We start from the raw sequence: 17,629 nt of genomic DNA, 5'->3' as shown, positions 1-17,629 counted from the left end.
AATTGGACTAAAAGTACTTCTACTTAACAATTTCCTCAATCTTCCATAATCTTGACTAAACTCGTCTATTAGTGAGTTAAAAATTATTGCTTCATTGGAGCTATGTGAACTATGTTTTTATTGTGGTGAAAAAGTACAAACCTCATATTGTTAAATATTCAAACTCCCAACGATCATTTTGGCAGTGCCTTCGGAAGCAGAACCTTCTCCGAGTTTTTCTTTTATTTCTGTATAGCCATCCAAGATGGCTGCTTTGTGGTGAATATCTGCCAGGATTTTATTCAATTCCAGGCTCAATCTTTTCACATTAAATTCACCCTGAATTAGCTCCGCTACCACTTCCCTTTCGGCAATCAAATTGACCAAGGAAATAAAAGGAATTCTGATCAATCTTTTTGCAATAACATAACTTACCGAGCTGGTTTTGTAAACAACTACCTGTGGCACTCTAAACAGTGCCGTTTCGAGGGTAGCCGTACCGGAAGTCACTATGGCCGCATTGGCATGGTGCAACAGATCATAAGTCTGATCATAAATGACTTTGATACCCGCTTTGATGGCAGGCTCATAGAGCGTGGTGGATAGATTGGAAACTCCGGCAATGACAAACTGGGCCTGGGGAAAATACTTGACCACCTCCAACATCACCCGCATCATATTTTGGAGTTCCTGCTTTCTGCTTCCAGGCAGCAATGCAATGATGGGGCTGTAACTCAGTTCATTTTTTTGATGGAAAAAAGGATGTGGTTCAAATTTGGCTATTTCATCCAAAAGAGGATTGCCAACATAATGGGCTTTTACCCCAAATCTCTCAAAAAATGCCGGTTCAAACGGCAATATGGAATAAACATGGTCAGTGAATGCTTTGATTTTCAATGTTCTTTTCTGGTTCCATGCCCAGACTTTTGGCGGGATATAGTAATGGACAGGAATATTATGTCTCTTTGCAAATTCAGCCATCTTCATATTGAAACCGCCATAGTCTACCAGAATCAAAACATCAGGTCTGTTTGCAATTATGTCCTCTTTGACAATCCTTAGATATTTCAGGATTTTTCTGAATCCCAATACCACCTCGATAAAACCCATCAGTGCCACATCCTCATAATGCACCCTGAGTTCCTGACCTTCGGCCTGAGAAAAATCCCCTCCCATACCACGAAAAGTAGCACCACTATCCAATCCCTTGATCGCTCTGATCAGATTAGATGCATGTAAGTCACCGGATCTTTCACCTGAAATGATATAGTATCGCATTATTCTCCAAAGTACTCCACAAAATTCCTGGGAGTTTCGTAAAGAGTTAGTTTGTAGAGGCCTCCTTGGGGAACGATCTCATTGACGGCAGGTTCTAGGATTTTCCAGAATTCCATGACAAGGTTTTCGCAGCTTGCCATTTTGCCCTGCATAAAGTCCACATCCACGTTGAGGTTTTTGTGGTCCACCTTGTCAATCACCAAAGTTTTGATCAAAATACTCAGCGCTTTTAGGTCTACTACAAAACCGGTTTCAGGATCAGGAAGTCCTTTGACCGTCACGATAAGTTCAAAATTGTGCCCATGCCAGTTGACATTGGAGCAAGGTCCAAATACCTCCTTGTTCTTCTCCTCTGTCCAATTTGGATTCCAAAGCTTATGTGCGGCATTAAAATGCTCTTTTCTACAAACGTGTACCATGATACGGGGTATTCCTGATTTCGGAGTGCAAAAATAAACCTATTCTTCACAAAAACATAAGTATTCCCGAGAGAATGAAAATCAATTGTTCAAGGCCTGTACCAATTTGACAACATCTCTCTCATCCTTGATGTCCAGGTTCATTTTGTTGATCAAATTCAATACTCTAGGTGTGTCATCACCGAAGACCATATTCAATTGTTTACGCTTAGTTTTAAAAGGAACTACAGCTTCTTTATGAGCGACAAAAAATTCCATTTTACCCTGAAAGGCTTTTGACTTCTGTGATCCATAGGCCGCGGATGGATCATCGGTGATAAATTTATACTTGTATTTCAAGAGGGTATATTCTCCTTCTACCAGTACCTGGGCAAAAGTTCCTTTTCCCAATTTGGGAAGTTCAAACCCTGATTTGTAAATTTCTTTGGTTCCATATGGTTCAATAATAAATCCATGGATATTTTTACCGGTATAACCCATCAGTTCACCCATCCTATTTATCTCCAGCATATTGCCATATAGATTAAACCTGATGGCAATATTTCTAACGGTATCTTTTTTACTGACCAAAATAGAACCTTTAGAAAAATCACCCATATATGGATCTCCTTTTATTCCAGGGAATGCATTTGCTATCAGCGGAGCACCGGGAATGCTCACATCCTGTAGAGTTTCCACCTGTCCCAAAACCTGAAATGCAAAAAATAAAAAGGATATAGAAAAGATGAAAGGGCACGACTTGACCATAAAAGACTGAAATAAAAAAAGAAGTTCGTGATTTTAAAATAATAAGTTGATTGCTATTGCTGTGAAATTCTAATACCAACCCGCTTATAGCGCTCACTGGCCTTGACGGTACCGTTTCCGATCAATTCCAGCACCAAATCAACGGGACCTGCCCCTGCACCGGGATCCAATATCTGCACCTGTACATCTGCAAAACTGGAATTGGCAGGTATGACTGCCTGTCCGGCAAAATTGTAATGGACACCCTCAACCGCTGTAGTTTCTTCGGCAATTACCCGATAGGTGAAAGATTCTTCACTCTCTTTCTGAGGGCTTACAAAATTCACCCTAAGGCTGACCGATCCTGTTCTTCTTGTAATCAGAGGATCTGAGGTAGATAATGCAAAAGTCGGGCGGGGCACCCTTATCAATATAGGGTAATCTTTCCCCAATGCCGGACTGTTCATGACAGTAGCATCCCATTCAATCAGTGAATCTTCGAACAAAGGAAATTCCTGCTCTATACATGAACTTGTGTACATACAGGTCAACACCAAAAAGAGTCCTATAATTTTTTTCATTGTATATCCAGTTTAATATCCGGCGTTTTGATCTAAGTTTTTATTTCCATCCACCTCTGCCTGTGGAATGTTTGCAAGAATCCTGAAATCCGAAAAAGGAACATTTCCCTGTTGCTTGATGATATCTCTTCCGTACCTTTTGAGATCGAAGAATCGATGGCCTTCAAATGCCAGTTCTTTTCTCCTTTCCAATAATATTTCTGCAAGTAATGTCTCCCCTTCCAATGTTACTTCTTCCAATCCCCTGGCATTTTTGAGGAAATTCAAATCAATTAAGGCCAGGTCTTCTTGTCCAAGATGGAAATAAGCTTCCATCCTGTTCAACAGCATCTCGGATTTCCTAATGAGAGGGATATTGTCCCCGAAAGCAAATCCATTTTTGGAAGCAAATTTTATGCACTCCATTCTTCTACCGGAGCCATTTGCAACTCTTCCAGGACCGACTTCATACTGAAATGCCCTGACATCTCCTCCTCTATCTGAAATGGTCAAACTAGGTCCAGCGCCGGTTACAGATATACCTATCAGGTTGACAAATACCGGGTTAGGAATAAAATCGCCCCAACCTCCAATCTGGTTTGTGTTTTCAAGGTTTCTGATGGTGGTATAGGTGGCCTGAATAGATTCATTGGCTCCATTGCTTTCAGATACGTTTTCAAACCTGAGGTCAAAAATAGATTCAGGATGCACGGATAATCTCCAGCCTGCGATATAATCCTCCCCTTCCAACAATTTCCCCCTTGTGGAAGCCAAAGCTTCATTGGATAGCTCTGCTGCTTTTCCCCAATCCCGGTTATATAAAGCAACTCTGGAAAATAATGCCTTGGCAGCAGTTTGTGAAGCAAATTGGATACCGCGGCTGTCATTCAAAAGACGGATAGCGTCAACAAGGTCTGAATAAATTTGGGCATACACCTGATCAACGCTTGATCTTGCAGGCTGTCTGTTCAGCGCTTTTTCTATATCAGTTGTTTTGACCCCTTCCAAAACCAGGGGAATACCTCCTTTATCAAGTTCCGGAACAGTCACTCCCGGCATGTAAGCGTATGCTTTGATCAGGTCAAAGTAAAAAAGTGCTCTTAGAAATTTCGCTTCTCCTTCCCATCTGTTTTTGGTGGCAGTAGGTACTTCGGGCGTTCCCTGAATACCTGGAATAGCTTCCAAAAACAAGTTAAGTTCATTGATCCCGAAATAAAAGTTTGTCCAATGGGTGTAATGGGAATAAGCCTGATTCCGGGTTTCATTGAACAGCCTGCCTGAATTATTGGTCGCAAGACCATTGTCAGCCAAGGCATCTCCAAAAGCCGTCAGATTCCTGCCATAAGCAGAAACTGCCCTCAGTCTCGCATATGGAGAATTGAGTGCGGCTTCCATATTCTCAGGAGTGTTGAGGGCATCAAATCCATCGATGGACTGTCTTGGGTCAACCTTGAGGATACCATCACAGGAAATCAGGGAAATGGCCATTAAAAATGCCAGCCCAATAGATCTCAACATATCGTAGGTATTGATTTTCATAATTTTGTTCAATTAGAATCCTGCCTGAATTCCAAGGGTAAAGTTTTTTGTTTGCGGGATTATGCCTGTTGCAGCTCCCAGGAATTCCGGGTCATAGCCCGGATAATCTGTGTAAGTCCATAAATTGATCCCCTGGGCAAATACCCGTACATTGGAAAGTCCAAGACCTCTGATCAATTCCGGCTTGAAATTGTAAGCCAGAGTTAACTGCTTTAGACGGATGTAATCTGCCTTCAACAACACAGCCGAACCGGTATTCATATTCACAGACCTAACCTCTGGACCACCTGCATAAGGTCTTGGAATATCGGTAATCTGCCCGGGGGTTGTCCACCTTCTGTCTGCCACCTCACGGAGCGCATTGGTCGTAAGGCGTGTTCCATTTTCTCTCAGAGAATTGTACTGCCCATCTGCGATTACACGGCCGTATTCATAATTGAAAAATACAATGGCTTCAAAACCTTTGAAATAGAAAGCATTTTGGAATCCTCCATAATGACTTGGTAGGGAATTCCCCAGATATTTTCTATCTGCGGCAACTGGCTGATAGGTGATATTGCCATTGGCATCATACCACATAGGTCTTCCTGTTGCTGGATTCACCCCTGCATATTGTTGGGTATAATGGGTTCCCAAGGAATGTCCGACAGCGATTGAGGGGTCTGATGGCAGGAACATATTACCTCCATAAAGTTTGGTGATTTCATTTTCTATATAGGTGTAATTGAAACTGGTACTCCATTTAAAACTGCCTCTCTCCAAATTGATGGTAGTAAGTTCAAATTCAATCCCTTTATTAACCAATTCTCCCACATTTGTAGTAACTGAGGTAAATCCATTGGTTGCTATGACAGGAAGATCCAATAATAAATCTTGGGATTTGCGGTGGAAAAGATCTAAGGAGCCGATTAGCTTATTGGATAATAAACCGAAATCCATTCCAAAATTTGCCGATTGGTTGATTTCCCAGCTAAGGTTTCGATTTTCTAGACCTACAGGTCTGATGCCTCCTGCACCAGCATAATTTCCCGCAGCGCCATAAAGTCCCCTTGCAGAGAAATTTCCAATCTGATCATTTCCTGTTCTGCCATATGATGCCCTTATTTTCAAATCAGATACAACATCCGAATTACGGAGGAAAGGTTCTTCCTTGACATACCATCCCACTCTAACAGATGGAAAAAAACCATATTGTGTATCCATTCCGAATCTCGAAGATCCATCATAGCGTCCAGTCAGTGTCAGCATGTATTTTTTCCTAAAGTCATAATTGACTGAGGCAAAAGATCCAATCCTTCTATATCCTGACCAAAACCCGGAAATTGACTCGGGAGTAGCGCCTGATTGGATTGTCCTGAATTCAAATGATGGAAAACCAATCGCAGAACCTGACAGACCTTCATTGGTTTCGGATCTGTATTCCACACCGCCCAATACTGACAGGGTGTGGTCAATAGCAAAAGTCTTGAACCAATTCAGTGTCTGCGTGGTAATAAAATTCACATTCCAATTAGACTGTGTGGATGCACGGCCCCTGACACCTGATCCATCCGGTGTCCTGGGATCCCTGAATTGATCTCCCTGTACCAATCGGTAATCAAGCCCTACCATGGAACGGAAAGTCATGTTTTCCAGAATCTGATAGTTTGCAGCCAGATTACCCACCATGGTATTTGTCCTCTGACTTCCTGAATTATAAGCATTGACCATGGCAATATTCTGATTGAAAACTCCGCCGATATTGGTATTGAAAGAGCCATCTTCATTGTAAATGGCATTATGTGGCAAAATAAGCGAGGAAGAGAATGCCGGATTGCCCAAAAATGAACCGGAAGTGGCAAACGGAATATTTTGTCCAAAGGTCGAGATATTCAGGTTATTTTCAACTCTCAATCTTGGATTGACCTGATGACTTAAGGAAATTGATAATGTACCCCTTTCGAAATCAACTGGCTTAAAGGTGCTTTCCTGAAAGTTATATGATCCGGAAATTCTGAAAAGGGTTCTTTCATCTCCACCAGAAATGGAAAGTTCATAATTCTTCAGGCTCCCTGAACCTATCATCTGTTTTTGCCAATCGTAAGTGGAAAGACCGGCTGCCACAGCATCGAGTTGCTCGGGGCTTAAACTTTGCCAATTGGTTGGTAGGATCCCCATATTATTCAGCGTATTTGGTGCCGCAATGGGACTACCTGTGTTTGTCCAAGCATCTTTTCTAAGCTGGTACCATTCCTGAGAATTGTAGACCTCCAAAAATTTCAGGGGCTGACTGCTACCCATAAAGGCATTGAATCTAATCTGAGCTTTACCGGGCTTACCTTTTTTAGTTGTTATGATCACCACACCATTGGCCGCTAGGGAACCATAAATTGCAGCAGAGGCCGCATCCTTTAGGATTTCAATGGATTCTATGTCATTGGTGTTGAGAAAAGCCAGTGGGTTGGATTGGGTAAAAGTAGCATCATCCCGGGAGTTGATCTGAACGCCATCTACTACATATAGCGGTTCATTTCCGGCCTTGATGGATCCCGTACCTCTGATTCTGATATTGACGGCACCACCGGGAAGCCCATTGGCCGAAGAAACATGAACTCCGGCAGCTCTGCCCTGAAGTGCACGATCAAAAGATTGCATCGGCAGGTTTTCTATGAGTTCACCTTTGACGGATGATACCGCACCGGTTACTTCACGTTTGGGCTGGACACTGTATCCGGTTACCACAAATTCCTCAAGGCTCTTGGTGTCAGGTTTCATCGAAATATTGATGTTGGATCTATTTTCAACCAAAGCCTCATGTAAAACCGATCCTATTAACCGGAATACCAAAACATTGTTGTTTTCAGGGACGCTCAAAGAATACTTTCCGTCCAGGTCAGTAGCTGTACCGATCATGGTACCCTTTACCATTACGGTCACACCCGGCATAGCAAAACCATCCTCAGCCGATATCACAGTACCGGAGACTATTCGGTCCTGACCGAATGCAGCCGAGTAGATCAATACAAGTATTGACTTGATCAATAAAAACTTTCTCATATTTAGGTGAAGAGCAAATAATTTTATCCAATTTTATCCTTTAACTTTAAATATTACAATATTTTTCAAAAAAATAATAAATCTAGCGGAATTTAAGGAAAAAAATTTAATTTGGTTAAAAAAGAATAAATGAACATTAAAAATAATTTTTTCAAATTTTTTAGTTATATTTTAAAATAAAATTTTTTTTTTATTACAAAACAAAATTAAATTTTTTTTTAAAAAATTCAGAAATATTTTGAAATTTTCTCCGGTATTCAGAGATTTTGATTAAAAACCAAGCAAGCATCAATTTACCTAGTTTAAAATTTTCTTGCTATCAGCCACATAATCAATACTTTTCTAAGTTATTATTTAATTATTTGGACACATTAAAGCGTATTTTATATTTAAAAAAATGTATCGAAACTCAGATTGTAGTTATTATTTAATCTTTTTTGAAAATTGCTAATTTTATAATATTATTTATATTTTAAATAGTATTATAATGAGATATTTAAATCTAATGTAAGATTAAAGAATAGAATTATTATTGGATTGAAACGGTAATTCTTCTATTGAGTGCCCTGTTTTCTGCAGTGTCATTCGGCACCATGGGTTCACTTTGTCCTTTACCGATGGCTTTGACACGGCTTTCTTTAATGCCATTTTTAATCAAATATAGACGGACACTCTCAGCCCTTCTCTTACTCAGGTTTTCATTGTATCCTGCATTTCCCATATTGTCAGTGTGGCCTATGATATTGATGGATACTTTTGGATTTTCAGTTAAAAATGATTGAAGCTTTTTCAAGGAACTCATGGATTCTGGCCTCAGGTCATCTTTGTCAAAATCAAAAAATATGTTTTCAAAAATAAACTCTTCCCCAGGCGCTATAGGAATAAGTGTAACCAAAAGATTTTTTTGGTGTTTCAAGTCGTCTTTCTCCACATTATAGATTTTGGGCAGATAGCCTTCTTTTTCCACATATAAACCTGAAAAAGCTTTATCAGGGTATAACATCATAAATTCCCCGGTTTTTCCATCTGATCTGAACTCATAAAGAGTGCTGTCATTACTCAGGCTGACCAATGAAAGTCTTGCATCTATAGGTTTCCCTGTTTTTCCGTTGAGGACTTTTCCTTGGGTCACAATGAGATTTTCACCTAAGGCTATTTCCTCTGGGAATTTGAACCTATATAAAAATGACCTTTCTACTTTATTACCGATATAAGTGCTTTCAGTATAATAGGCATAGTCTTTTTGGGCTGTTATAAATAAGGAATATTGATCCTGATGGTCATTGATGGGATAACCCAAGTTTTCAGGTTCCGAAAATTCTCCATTGACAACCCTGGATACAAATAAATCCAGACCACCAAATCCCATGTGGCCACTGGAAGCAAAAAACAATATTTCATTGTTGAAATAAATAAAGGGGGAAACTTCATCTTTGGGGGAATTCACCTTGGATCCAAGATTCTTTGCTTCTGACCAGGATCCATCAGGCATCCTTAAAGTGTAGTAAATATCATTGCCCCCGTACCCACCTCTTCGGTTGGAAGAGAAAAACATGATCCTGCCATCTGCTGAGAGTGAAGGTTGTGAATCCCAAAACCTTGAATTCACATTTTTGCCCATATTGACAGGACGTTGCCAAGTGTCATTGATTTTGTAAGCAATGTACAGGTCACAATCACCCAAAGAGTTCGGCGTCTCACAGGAGGAGAAAATCAGGATATTGCCATCAGCCGAAATGGTACAGGTGCCTTCGTTATAGTTGGTATTGATATTTCTTGATATACCTTGTGGATCTGACCAAGTCTGTTTTTCTTCTGAAAAGTAACTGACAAAAATGTCCTCATGCTCAAAATTCTGTAACCCGTCCCTTTTGACAAAAATAATCTTCTTACTATCCGCTGTCAGAACCGGAAAATATTGAAGCTTAAATTGGTTCAATGGTTCAGGTAGGATTTCCTTTTCGATCAAAAGGACATTCTGCAATTGATTTTCAAGAAACCTGATCTGGGATTTCATTTCCTTATAGTCATTCCCTCTCTTGAAACCAGGGTCTAAAAGAGCATCTGCTTTTCCAAATTGCTCAATGGCTTTATGGAACTCCCCAATAGCGAGGTAGCTATGAAGATTGAGCCAATTAAACTCCCCCTTTAAATGATTCGAGGCTTTTGGAGAATTCAGCGCCCTGACTTCTCCCTTAGCGGAAATTTCCAGTGCTTCATTCGGCTCTCCTTTTGTAAGGTATATTCTACCCATTTTGAGATAGGATTCCAAAAAACTTGCCTCCCTTTGAATTGAGGCCCTATACTTCAGAATGGCATCATCATATTGCCTCCTTTGTACCAAATCATCACCCTCTTGGTGCATTTTGATTGCACGGCTGTCAATGATAGAATATGTTTGACCAAAGGCAGTTTGGACAAATAAAACCATCATCATTAAAAGGGCAACTGATTTCATGGGGCTAAGGAATGTCCATAAATTTATGGGTTTGTAGCGATATTTTCCAATTTGGAAAGGATTTAACATAATTTATGATATGCCCGGTCATACTTTCCCGCTTACTCCATTCAGGCTGAAGCAATTTTTTACAGGAATCTTTTACCTTTTGAGCATGGTGCTCAGCAAATTCAAAATCAGACTTATGATAGATTACCACCTTCAATTCATCAGCAAGATTATAGATGTCCGGATGGGGATTTTTGAATTTTTTGGGTGAAAAACATATCCAATCAAAATCTCCTGTAACCGGATAAACTCCGGATGTTTCAATATGGATCTTAAATCCGGATTCTTTTAATAACGTCGTCAAAGGCGCTAAATTATACATTAAAGGTTCGCCACCGGTAATAACAACAAGTCTGCCGGGATATTCCAATGCAGCATTGACTATCTCCTGAATCCCAAGGGCAGGCCATTTGCCGGCATCCCATGAATCCTTAACATCGCACCAGACACAGCCCACGTCACAGCCTCCCAATCTAATAAAATAAGCTGCTGATCCGGAATGCATTCCCTCTCCCTGAATGGTATAAAATGCTTCCATCACCGGGAGCATCTTCCCCGTTTCTATTTCTACTTTGGTATTTTCCATAATTTTTGATAAAGCGGGTTATTGAACCGCTGAGTGATAAATTTTGAAATTTGGATTGCAAAGGTATAGGAAAATCGCAATAATGGCTAAAAATGAATTACCTATATGGTATATGGATTGGGATCTTCTCCGGAAATCTAAAATTGCAGTGTTCTAAATAATTCATGAAGTTAAGCAACCCTCTTTATACTAAACAAAAATCCATAGGTCAAATATTTATACCCGAATTTTTAAGGTGTCTTATCACCACATCCTTCTTGGTACTTGGTTCATTATACTTTGTCCATTTTTCTATTAAAGCACCTTCTCCAAAACCAACCTATATTCCTCCACCTTTTCCCTCCTGATCAGATCCACAACCATAAAACCACGGTTCAGTCCAAAATGAATCATTTGGGTCAGACGATTTCTGGTTTTAAAAACAATTTTTGTATAGCCTTGATTTTTTGCCCAAGACTCCTGTTCATCGGCAAGTCTTGTCGCAATACCTTTTCTACGATACCCGCTTAAAACCCCTCCCATCCAGGAATAAAAAATATCATCACTGAATCTCTGATAACCGACTTTAAATCCAACAGGTTTACCATCCATTTCAGCAATTAAGATCAGATGTTGGGTTTCTGACAATCTTTCTTCATAAGTATTTTCGGAATGTGGTCGGAAAAATTCAGGTATTTTTCTGCTAAGATCGACTACTTCACTGAAAGATCCATTTCTGATTAAAATGTCATTCATAGATCCAATTCCATTTTGACATCACACCTGCTGTATTTACCACATTCCGGTACCAATTCTTTAAATCCCAGTTTTTTGTACAGGTGAAGTGCTGCTTCAAGCTTACTATTGGAATAAAGGATAACCTTACGCGCACCCATTTCTTTGGCCCTTTCCAGGATAGCCTGACCTAGCAATTGTCCGGCCTTTTTTCCTTGGGCCTCAGGAACAACACCCATTTTTATCATCTCATATATCCCCTCTCCGGCTTTACTTAAGGCTACAGTACCTATAATAGAGTCTCCTTCTTTTGCAAATAGGATCGCACCGCCTTTACTCAAAATTGTTTCTTCAGGGTTTTCCAATTGTAACAGGTCAATGGGTTCAAGGGCAAAATAATGCTCTACCCATTGTTTGTTGATCTTTTCAAATTGGGGCTGCAATTCCGGTGAATATTCAATGATCTGTAAGGAAGACATATAGGTTTTGGTTTAAAAAGATGATGGGTGAAATTTAAAACAAAAAAGCCAAGTTTAGTATCCCGAACTTGGCTTTTTTGTTGTCTCATAAATTAAATCCCGATCAGGGATCATTCCTTGAATAGCATTGGTGATTAACCAAAATGGATACAGAACCCATCAATTAATTCTTTTGATTTATAATCAGAACTCAAAACTGTAAAGGAACTTGCTTGCCCACTTTTTCCTTTTGTTCAATTTCCAGCAATTGCGATTTCCTCCAAAGTCCTCCGGCATATCCGGTCAACTGACCATATTTGCCGACAATTCTGTGGCAGGGCAACATGATCAAAATAGGATTTGATCCAATAGCTGTACCCACTGCCCTGACGGCTTGGGAATTTCCTATGTTGGCTGCAATTTTTTCGTAGCTACTTGTTTTTCCAAATGGAATTTTATTGACTTCCATCCAAACCTTGTGCTGAAAATCCGTACCTCCAAATGCAACAGGAATATCAAAGGTTTTTTGTTTGCCCTGAAAATAAAGACCAAGTTGAATTCTAATGTCCATCAGTAACCCATCCAAAAATTTATCAGTTTCCGGTAGATCTGTAAACTGAAGTTTTACAAGATAGTCATCCCAAGTCTCAACTAAAACATTCCCCAAAGGGGTTCTCATTACCGCATTCTCTCTCATGATTACTGATCTTTTAAGGTTTATACTCAATTTGTCAATAAGCACTTCCACACTATTAATTGTACAACGGATTAAAACTCATTTTGTCTTTTCAAAAAACAATTAATTTCAAAAAGATTTTCTATTGATTACAGAATTATAAAATCTTACCCTTCAAAACAAACCATCCATCAAATTGTAAAACCGCCTAATATTACATACGGAAATAAAATACAACTCAGATGCCAAGCAAAATTAATTTTGTTAAAAAATCCTTAAACCATCATTAATCTGAACATCCAAACTTCCCTGACAGCATTGATATCCACTTCAAATGGCCTGTAAATCGGGTTGGTTGAGCAAAGCAAAAGCCTTTCGCCATCTTTGATCTGATTATAGGCGATTTTAAATGTTACTCCATCCAGTTCTGTCACGATGACATATTTGCCACCATCTTTAATAGCTGTCCAATCATCGACATACTCACACACAATCCAAGCCCCATCAGGAATCGGCAACATAGAATCCCCATCTACCTGAAAAACACGGTATTTTTTGTCCTGAGGTAAAAAAGGAAGGTTAAACCTGGGCAGTTCCTCTATAAAATCCGGATCAGAAAAACCTGCCAAATAACTAGCTTTGACTTTTTGCGAGACTACTTCTATCAATTCCCGTCCATCAGCATCAACCGTAGTCGCAAGAACACGAAGGTTCCTACCCTTGAGAAATTGGTCTGTTTCCAACAACTCACGCAACTTATATTCAGAAAGATCCTCCAGTTTTTTTCTCAACAAAATATCCACAGATACACCCAAATAATCCGCTATCAAAAGCACAGTGTCCAAAGGTGGATTGACATTCAGTTCATACCCGGCAAGTTTTGACCTGCTGATGCCAATGGCAGATGCCATATTTTCCTGGGTAATGGACTTCCTTTTTCTGAGGACTTTGATGTTGGAATTGAGGTACATGGATTTTCAATTGATAGGATAAAAATATAAAATGTTGAAATGGTTAGCAAAAAAATGTTGATAATTATGACAAAATCTGAGGGGTTTGAAAAAATTTGGTGTGCAGTATTTTTAAGTTTCATAGCCCCGAAGATCTTCATCAAGTGACCAAATGCGAACAGAATATGCTTGAAATTTCCTCTTCTGTTCTTCCCAATCTTGAATAATAGAATAATCCCCGAATCCAATTCCAGCACCAGACTTTTCTGGAAATCCAGCAATCCATTGAAGTAAATCTTCCTTTTCCGGAAATTTCAAGGCAGTAAATGGTGTCAGCCCTTTTATTGCTTTTTCTACCAAGGTGACAAATTCCTTAGCTATAGTGAACTTTAAATTTCCATTGAGTTGAGCAATATGATTTCCTGTTTCAACCAAAACCACATAAGGGAGAAAAAACTTATCGCCATCCATTATTCCTTTTTCAAATTCCCCAATTATTTCCTCCCTGCTTTGGTTCTTTCCTGGGACATTGAGAATATTACAAAAAATAGATGTGTCAACAATCCAGATATTAGGTTTAGCCATATAAAAAAATTATTTGATAGATTCTAACCATTCTAAAGCCTTTTCTTTTTTAACCTCAGAGCCTTCATAGTTTTTCACAAAGTTTGACAAAGCCCCCTCGGTTACCAAATCTCCCAAACTCCCTTGGGCAATCAATTCCGGATAATCAGGAACATCTTTTAGAGAGATTAATTTAGAGGTACCATCTTTCTTATCTCTGTAACAAAACACAACATCAGGAATCACTTCATCAGGTAGAGCATCCATCAATGCGGGATTATGGGTGCTTATAATTATTCTAAGTCTTCTTTTAAGTGCTATTTTATTGATTTGATTTAATAGCTGCTTGGCCCTACTTGGATGAACTCCATTGTCAATTTCTTCGATGATTACAATACTTTCTTCCGGAGCAGAAAGAAGTGCCGCAGCTATTGCTAATACCCTTAGCGTTCCATCAGAAAGGACCCCAGCGTCCATTTTTCGACTTTCATTGCCAAAGGTTTCTAACAATGTAACCATAACCTCCCCTCTTTCAGTAGTTATGAATCCTATATCTGAAATATCTTGCTCTGGTAAGCTTTTTATAAAACTCAAAATCTCTTCCTTTTGACTTCCTTCATAATTAAGTAAATCATCTTCTTTTGGATTGATTAAATTAAATAATACGGAAGAAATATTTGAGCCATTTCCTTGTAAAAGTGCATCGGAGGTGAAACTATAACTCCTCATGGACTGAGGGGACGGATCAAGAAATAAAATTCTTGAAAGCATGGCTTCTGTATATCTTGACAATCGACCGATTACCTGTCCTGATTTTTTGTGGTTTGAATTAATCTTTCCATCGACACCCATTTGAGTAAAAACTGCTAATTGGTCAGAGCAAATTATCGAAGGCTTTTTGCCTTGTTTGAAATTCTTATATGTAACAGAAATATCTGTGGCTAAATTACTCGTTAACCCAGTTGTTTCATAAAGGATACCATCCTGATCAGACTTTAAATATTCATGATTAATATGAAACTCCTTTCCCAACCTTAGTCCAAGAGTCAGTGAAACTTCCCACCCGAGTCCAAATGCTTTTTCAAACATCCTACAGCCAAGAGTAAAATCCTTTGAGCCTGTATAAAGAATGTTCCCTAACTGCCCACGAATCGCAGCATTATTTTGATTAATTTCGAATTGCAAAGCCGAAAGTTTCTGACCTTGAGCCATCCAACTTAAAAATCGGATCGCTTCCAAAGCGTTGCTTTTTCCTGAAGCATTAGCACCTACCATCACAGTTAAGGGAGCCAATTTAAACTCGGCATTTTTGTAGCTTTTAAAATTCTCTATGGTGAAGGATTGAATCATTTTTCAAAGATTTAATTCTTAAATCTACTGATTTTTAACTTGCTTAAATATCAATTTTCATTATTTCCGATTCTTTGTTTGCTCTCCCTCATTAATAATACATTTATCCCTTTCAAAAAGCCTGTGTTCATTTTGCTGCACATAGCCCAACTGATTGGTAAGAAGTTTAGTCCTGCCGATGTTAAATTCAGGAGTATTAGTATGGTGATGTCCATAAACCCAATAATCAATGTTAGATGATTCAATCAGGCCGTATAGTTCTACCGCAAATGCTTCATTCAGGACATCGCCTTTGTATTGCTCCGGATAATTCAAGAATGTGGGGCAATGATGGGTAAAAACCATGATTTTCTCTTTTTGTGCTTCATCAATTTCTTGCATCAAAAATCCAAGACTCTCTTCATGCAATTGGTTGTAATGCTCTGTCGAAAATCGGAAACCATTATGCTTTATCAAATGAAAATCATTCATATTCCTTTCAATATGCCATTGATGACCTGGACTGATTTTACTCCACAAGGTGGAAAATATCAATCTGACATTCCCGTGCAACACCGAAGTATTGTTCACCAAAAACACATTATTTCGGATTTTTTCATTCAGCACACCACTTTTTTCAGCAATATCAAAATGGTAAAACTCATGATTGCCCGGCAGCCAATAGGTGGTTTCAAAATGGTCTGACAAATAACTGAAAAAATCCTTGTGCTTATCCATAACCCAAAAAGGCACAATATCCCCTGCCAACACCAATACATCTCCAACTGCTTTTAATGGGTTCCGCTTTAGGAAATCCCTGTTCTGGGGAAATTCTATGTGAAGGTCGGATGCATATTGGATATTTAATCCCATGTAATTGAATTTTTTTTTCTGAGCATTTCTTTTGTATTACTTAAAATATAAAATGTTGAAATGGAAGCAAAAAAATGTTGATGATATTAACACCTACAACCCATATTTCAAACCCAATGAAAATATCATTCCCTTATGCCTGAAATCAGCATTTCCAAAAAAAGCAGTGTTGGTTATGGCAGTATTGGTTACACTATGAAGATAATTTACAGAAGCAAAAAACCAAAGTTTTTCCATTCTATAGCCACCGCCAATTTCAGCTAAACCGGCCAAATCAAAATTCCCTGCATTGACCGGAATGCCGATGACCGGTTCAAGAATGATCTCATCCTTGATCAAAATGGAAGGAACGATTCCGATATGCCCGAATCCAAAAATCTTTTTCCCGACATATTTACCAACTTTTAAAGGAAGAGAAATGTAATCATAATTAAATTTATTGGAATGAATTTCACCTGTAGGATTTCCAAATCCATTCTTAACAATATAATTATTGACAAATCCCCTTTGATTGTAAATCGCCTCTGCCCCTATTGAAAAATCGCCTTTCAATAACACCTCATAACCAAGCCCAACAGCCACACCCCTTCTCGGATCTTTGTTAGAATTAAAATTATTGGGTGAAATATCCATTATGGAAGGGCCAACTTTTACTCCAAGTAACCGGTTTTGTGCGTGAACTTCTATTAAACCAGCAATCAATAAAATAATGGTCAAAAATTTCTTTGTATTTGGCATCTTTTTGATCTACTTAACTTTAATCTCAAGCTTCTTTCCCAAACCGGTTTCAATAATACCAGAAAAAAACTTAATCTTCCCACTCAGATAAAATCCACTAATCCCTCCAACTTCATCCCCCGACTCCCTTTGATCAGGATAATGTAATTTTCCAGTTTGGAATCCTGAAGCCAGTTTCTGAAGGAAAATGGATCTGGGAAATAGAGTGTTGATAGTGGTGCTTTTTCCAAGGCTGCTTGAATATGCTTACCGGTAAGACAGATTTTATCAAATGGATATTGGCTGACCAATTCGCCTAATTTCCGGTGTTCTTCCTCTGTACTATCTCCGAGTTCATACATATCCCCCAAAATCACCATCTTGTATTTTTTGCCTATCATGTTCCCAAAAGTCCTGATGGCCACCTCCATACTGGACGGATTGGCGTTATAGGCATCGAGAATGATCAGGTTGCTACGCTTTTCCAACAATTGAGAACGCATATTGGATGGTTGATAGGAAATTATTGCGTCCGCGGCTTCTTCCATCGGTACCCCAAAAAACTTCCCAATGCATAATGCTGTGGCAATATTACCAAAATTATAATCTCCTATTAATGACGAGTTATATACTGTTTTATCCCCTTCGATCTCAAACTTCACAAAGGGATTGGCCTCCACAAAAGTCACCTCACAGTAATCACCTTTTGATGGATATAA

At 39.0% G+C, this 17,629-nt stretch carries 17 protein-coding genes; all 17 read right to left on the bottom strand.

The features are described from left to right. Positions 1–150 precede the first annotated feature (150 nt). Positions 151–1,257: a lipid-A-disaccharide synthase gene (gene lpxB, locus ACEW8O_RS17355; protein ID WP_373495891.1), complete on the bottom strand. Its 1,107-nt coding sequence runs from the start codon at positions 1,255–1,257 to the stop codon at positions 151–153. Continuing rightward, positions 1,257–1,676: a 6-pyruvoyl tetrahydropterin synthase family protein gene (locus ACEW8O_RS17350; protein ID WP_373495890.1), complete on the bottom strand. Its 420-nt coding sequence runs from the start codon at positions 1,674–1,676 to the stop codon at positions 1,257–1,259. The genes lpxB and ACEW8O_RS17350 overlap by 1 nt, the downstream gene beginning before the upstream one ends. Before the next feature lie 81 nt (positions 1,677–1,757). Next, positions 1,758–2,354, bottom strand: coding sequence for a hypothetical protein (locus ACEW8O_RS17345; RefSeq protein WP_373495889.1), 597 nt, complete (start codon positions 2,352–2,354; stop codon positions 1,758–1,760). Positions 2,355–2,476: 122 nt separating this feature from the next. Continuing rightward, positions 2,477–2,983: a DUF4843 domain-containing protein gene (locus ACEW8O_RS17340; protein WP_373495888.1), complete on the bottom strand. Its 507-nt coding sequence runs from the start codon at positions 2,981–2,983 to the stop codon at positions 2,477–2,479. 12 nt (positions 2,984–2,995) lie between these two features. After that, a complete protein-coding gene (locus ACEW8O_RS17335) occupies positions 2,996–4,501 on the bottom strand; it encodes a RagB/SusD family nutrient uptake outer membrane protein (protein WP_373495887.1) in 1,506 nt (501 codons plus the stop codon). 12 nt (positions 4,502–4,513) lie between these two features. Then, the gene (locus ACEW8O_RS17330) at positions 4,514–7,537 is read right to left on the bottom strand and encodes a SusC/RagA family TonB-linked outer membrane protein (protein ID WP_373495886.1); all 3,024 of its coding nucleotides are present in this window, start codon (positions 7,535–7,537) and stop codon (positions 4,514–4,516) included. A 529-nt stretch (positions 7,538–8,066) separates the two neighbouring features. Continuing rightward, positions 8,067–9,995 (bottom strand): OmpA family protein, encoded by a 1,929-nt coding sequence (locus tag ACEW8O_RS17325; RefSeq protein ID WP_373495885.1) that lies wholly within the window; start codon positions 9,993–9,995, stop codon positions 8,067–8,069. A gap of 4 nt (positions 9,996–9,999) precedes the next feature. Further along, positions 10,000–10,629, bottom strand: coding sequence for a 7-carboxy-7-deazaguanine synthase QueE (locus tag ACEW8O_RS17320; protein WP_373495884.1), 630 nt, complete (start codon positions 10,627–10,629; stop codon positions 10,000–10,002). Between the two features lie 294 nt (positions 10,630–10,923). Next, positions 10,924–11,364, bottom strand: a complete 441-nt coding sequence (locus tag ACEW8O_RS17315) for a GNAT family N-acetyltransferase (RefSeq protein WP_373495883.1) — start codon at positions 11,362–11,364, stop codon at positions 10,924–10,926. Then, positions 11,361–11,822 (bottom strand): GNAT family N-acetyltransferase, encoded by a 462-nt coding sequence (locus ACEW8O_RS17310; RefSeq protein ID WP_373495882.1) that lies wholly within the window; start codon positions 11,820–11,822, stop codon positions 11,361–11,363. The genes ACEW8O_RS17315 and ACEW8O_RS17310 overlap by 4 nt, the downstream gene beginning before the upstream one ends. A 190-nt stretch (positions 11,823–12,012) precedes the next feature. Next, positions 12,013–12,498 carry a methylated-DNA--[protein]-cysteine S-methyltransferase gene (locus tag ACEW8O_RS17305; RefSeq protein WP_373495881.1) on the bottom strand — a complete coding sequence of 162 codons (486 nt, stop codon included), beginning with the start codon at positions 12,496–12,498 and terminating at the stop codon, positions 12,013–12,015. Positions 12,499–12,752: 254 nt separating this feature from the next. Further along, complete coding sequence (locus ACEW8O_RS17300; protein WP_373495880.1) at positions 12,753–13,448, bottom strand: XRE family transcriptional regulator; 696 nt, start codon at positions 13,446–13,448, stop codon at positions 12,753–12,755. Positions 13,449–13,559: 111 nt separating this feature from the next. After that, on the bottom strand, positions 13,560–13,898 hold the full coding sequence (locus tag ACEW8O_RS17295) for a hypothetical protein (RefSeq protein ID WP_373495879.1): 339 nt from the start codon (positions 13,896–13,898) through the stop codon (positions 13,560–13,562). A 123-nt stretch (positions 13,899–14,021) separates the two neighbouring features. Beyond that, positions 14,022–15,341 carry an AAA family ATPase gene (locus ACEW8O_RS17290; protein ID WP_373495878.1) on the bottom strand — a complete coding sequence of 440 codons (1,320 nt, stop codon included), beginning with the start codon at positions 15,339–15,341 and terminating at the stop codon, positions 14,022–14,024. A 60-nt stretch (positions 15,342–15,401) separates the two neighbouring features. Next, positions 15,402–16,193, bottom strand: coding sequence for a metallophosphoesterase (locus ACEW8O_RS17285; RefSeq protein WP_373495877.1), 792 nt, complete (start codon positions 16,191–16,193; stop codon positions 15,402–15,404). Between the two features lie 93 nt (positions 16,194–16,286). Continuing rightward, positions 16,287–16,931 (bottom strand): outer membrane beta-barrel protein, encoded by a 645-nt coding sequence (locus ACEW8O_RS17280; protein ID WP_373495876.1) that lies wholly within the window; start codon positions 16,929–16,931, stop codon positions 16,287–16,289. Positions 16,932–17,014: 83 nt separating this feature from the next. Then, a partial coding sequence (locus tag ACEW8O_RS17275; protein WP_373495875.1) for a glutamate ligase domain-containing protein occupies positions 17,015–17,629 on the bottom strand: 615 nt, incomplete at its 5' end.

The organism is Aquiflexum sp. (assembly GCF_041749095.1).
Taxonomy (GTDB): Bacteria; Bacteroidota; Bacteroidia; order Cytophagales; family Cyclobacteriaceae; genus Aquiflexum.
This window is presented reverse-complemented; position numbering and strand designations above follow the sequence as displayed.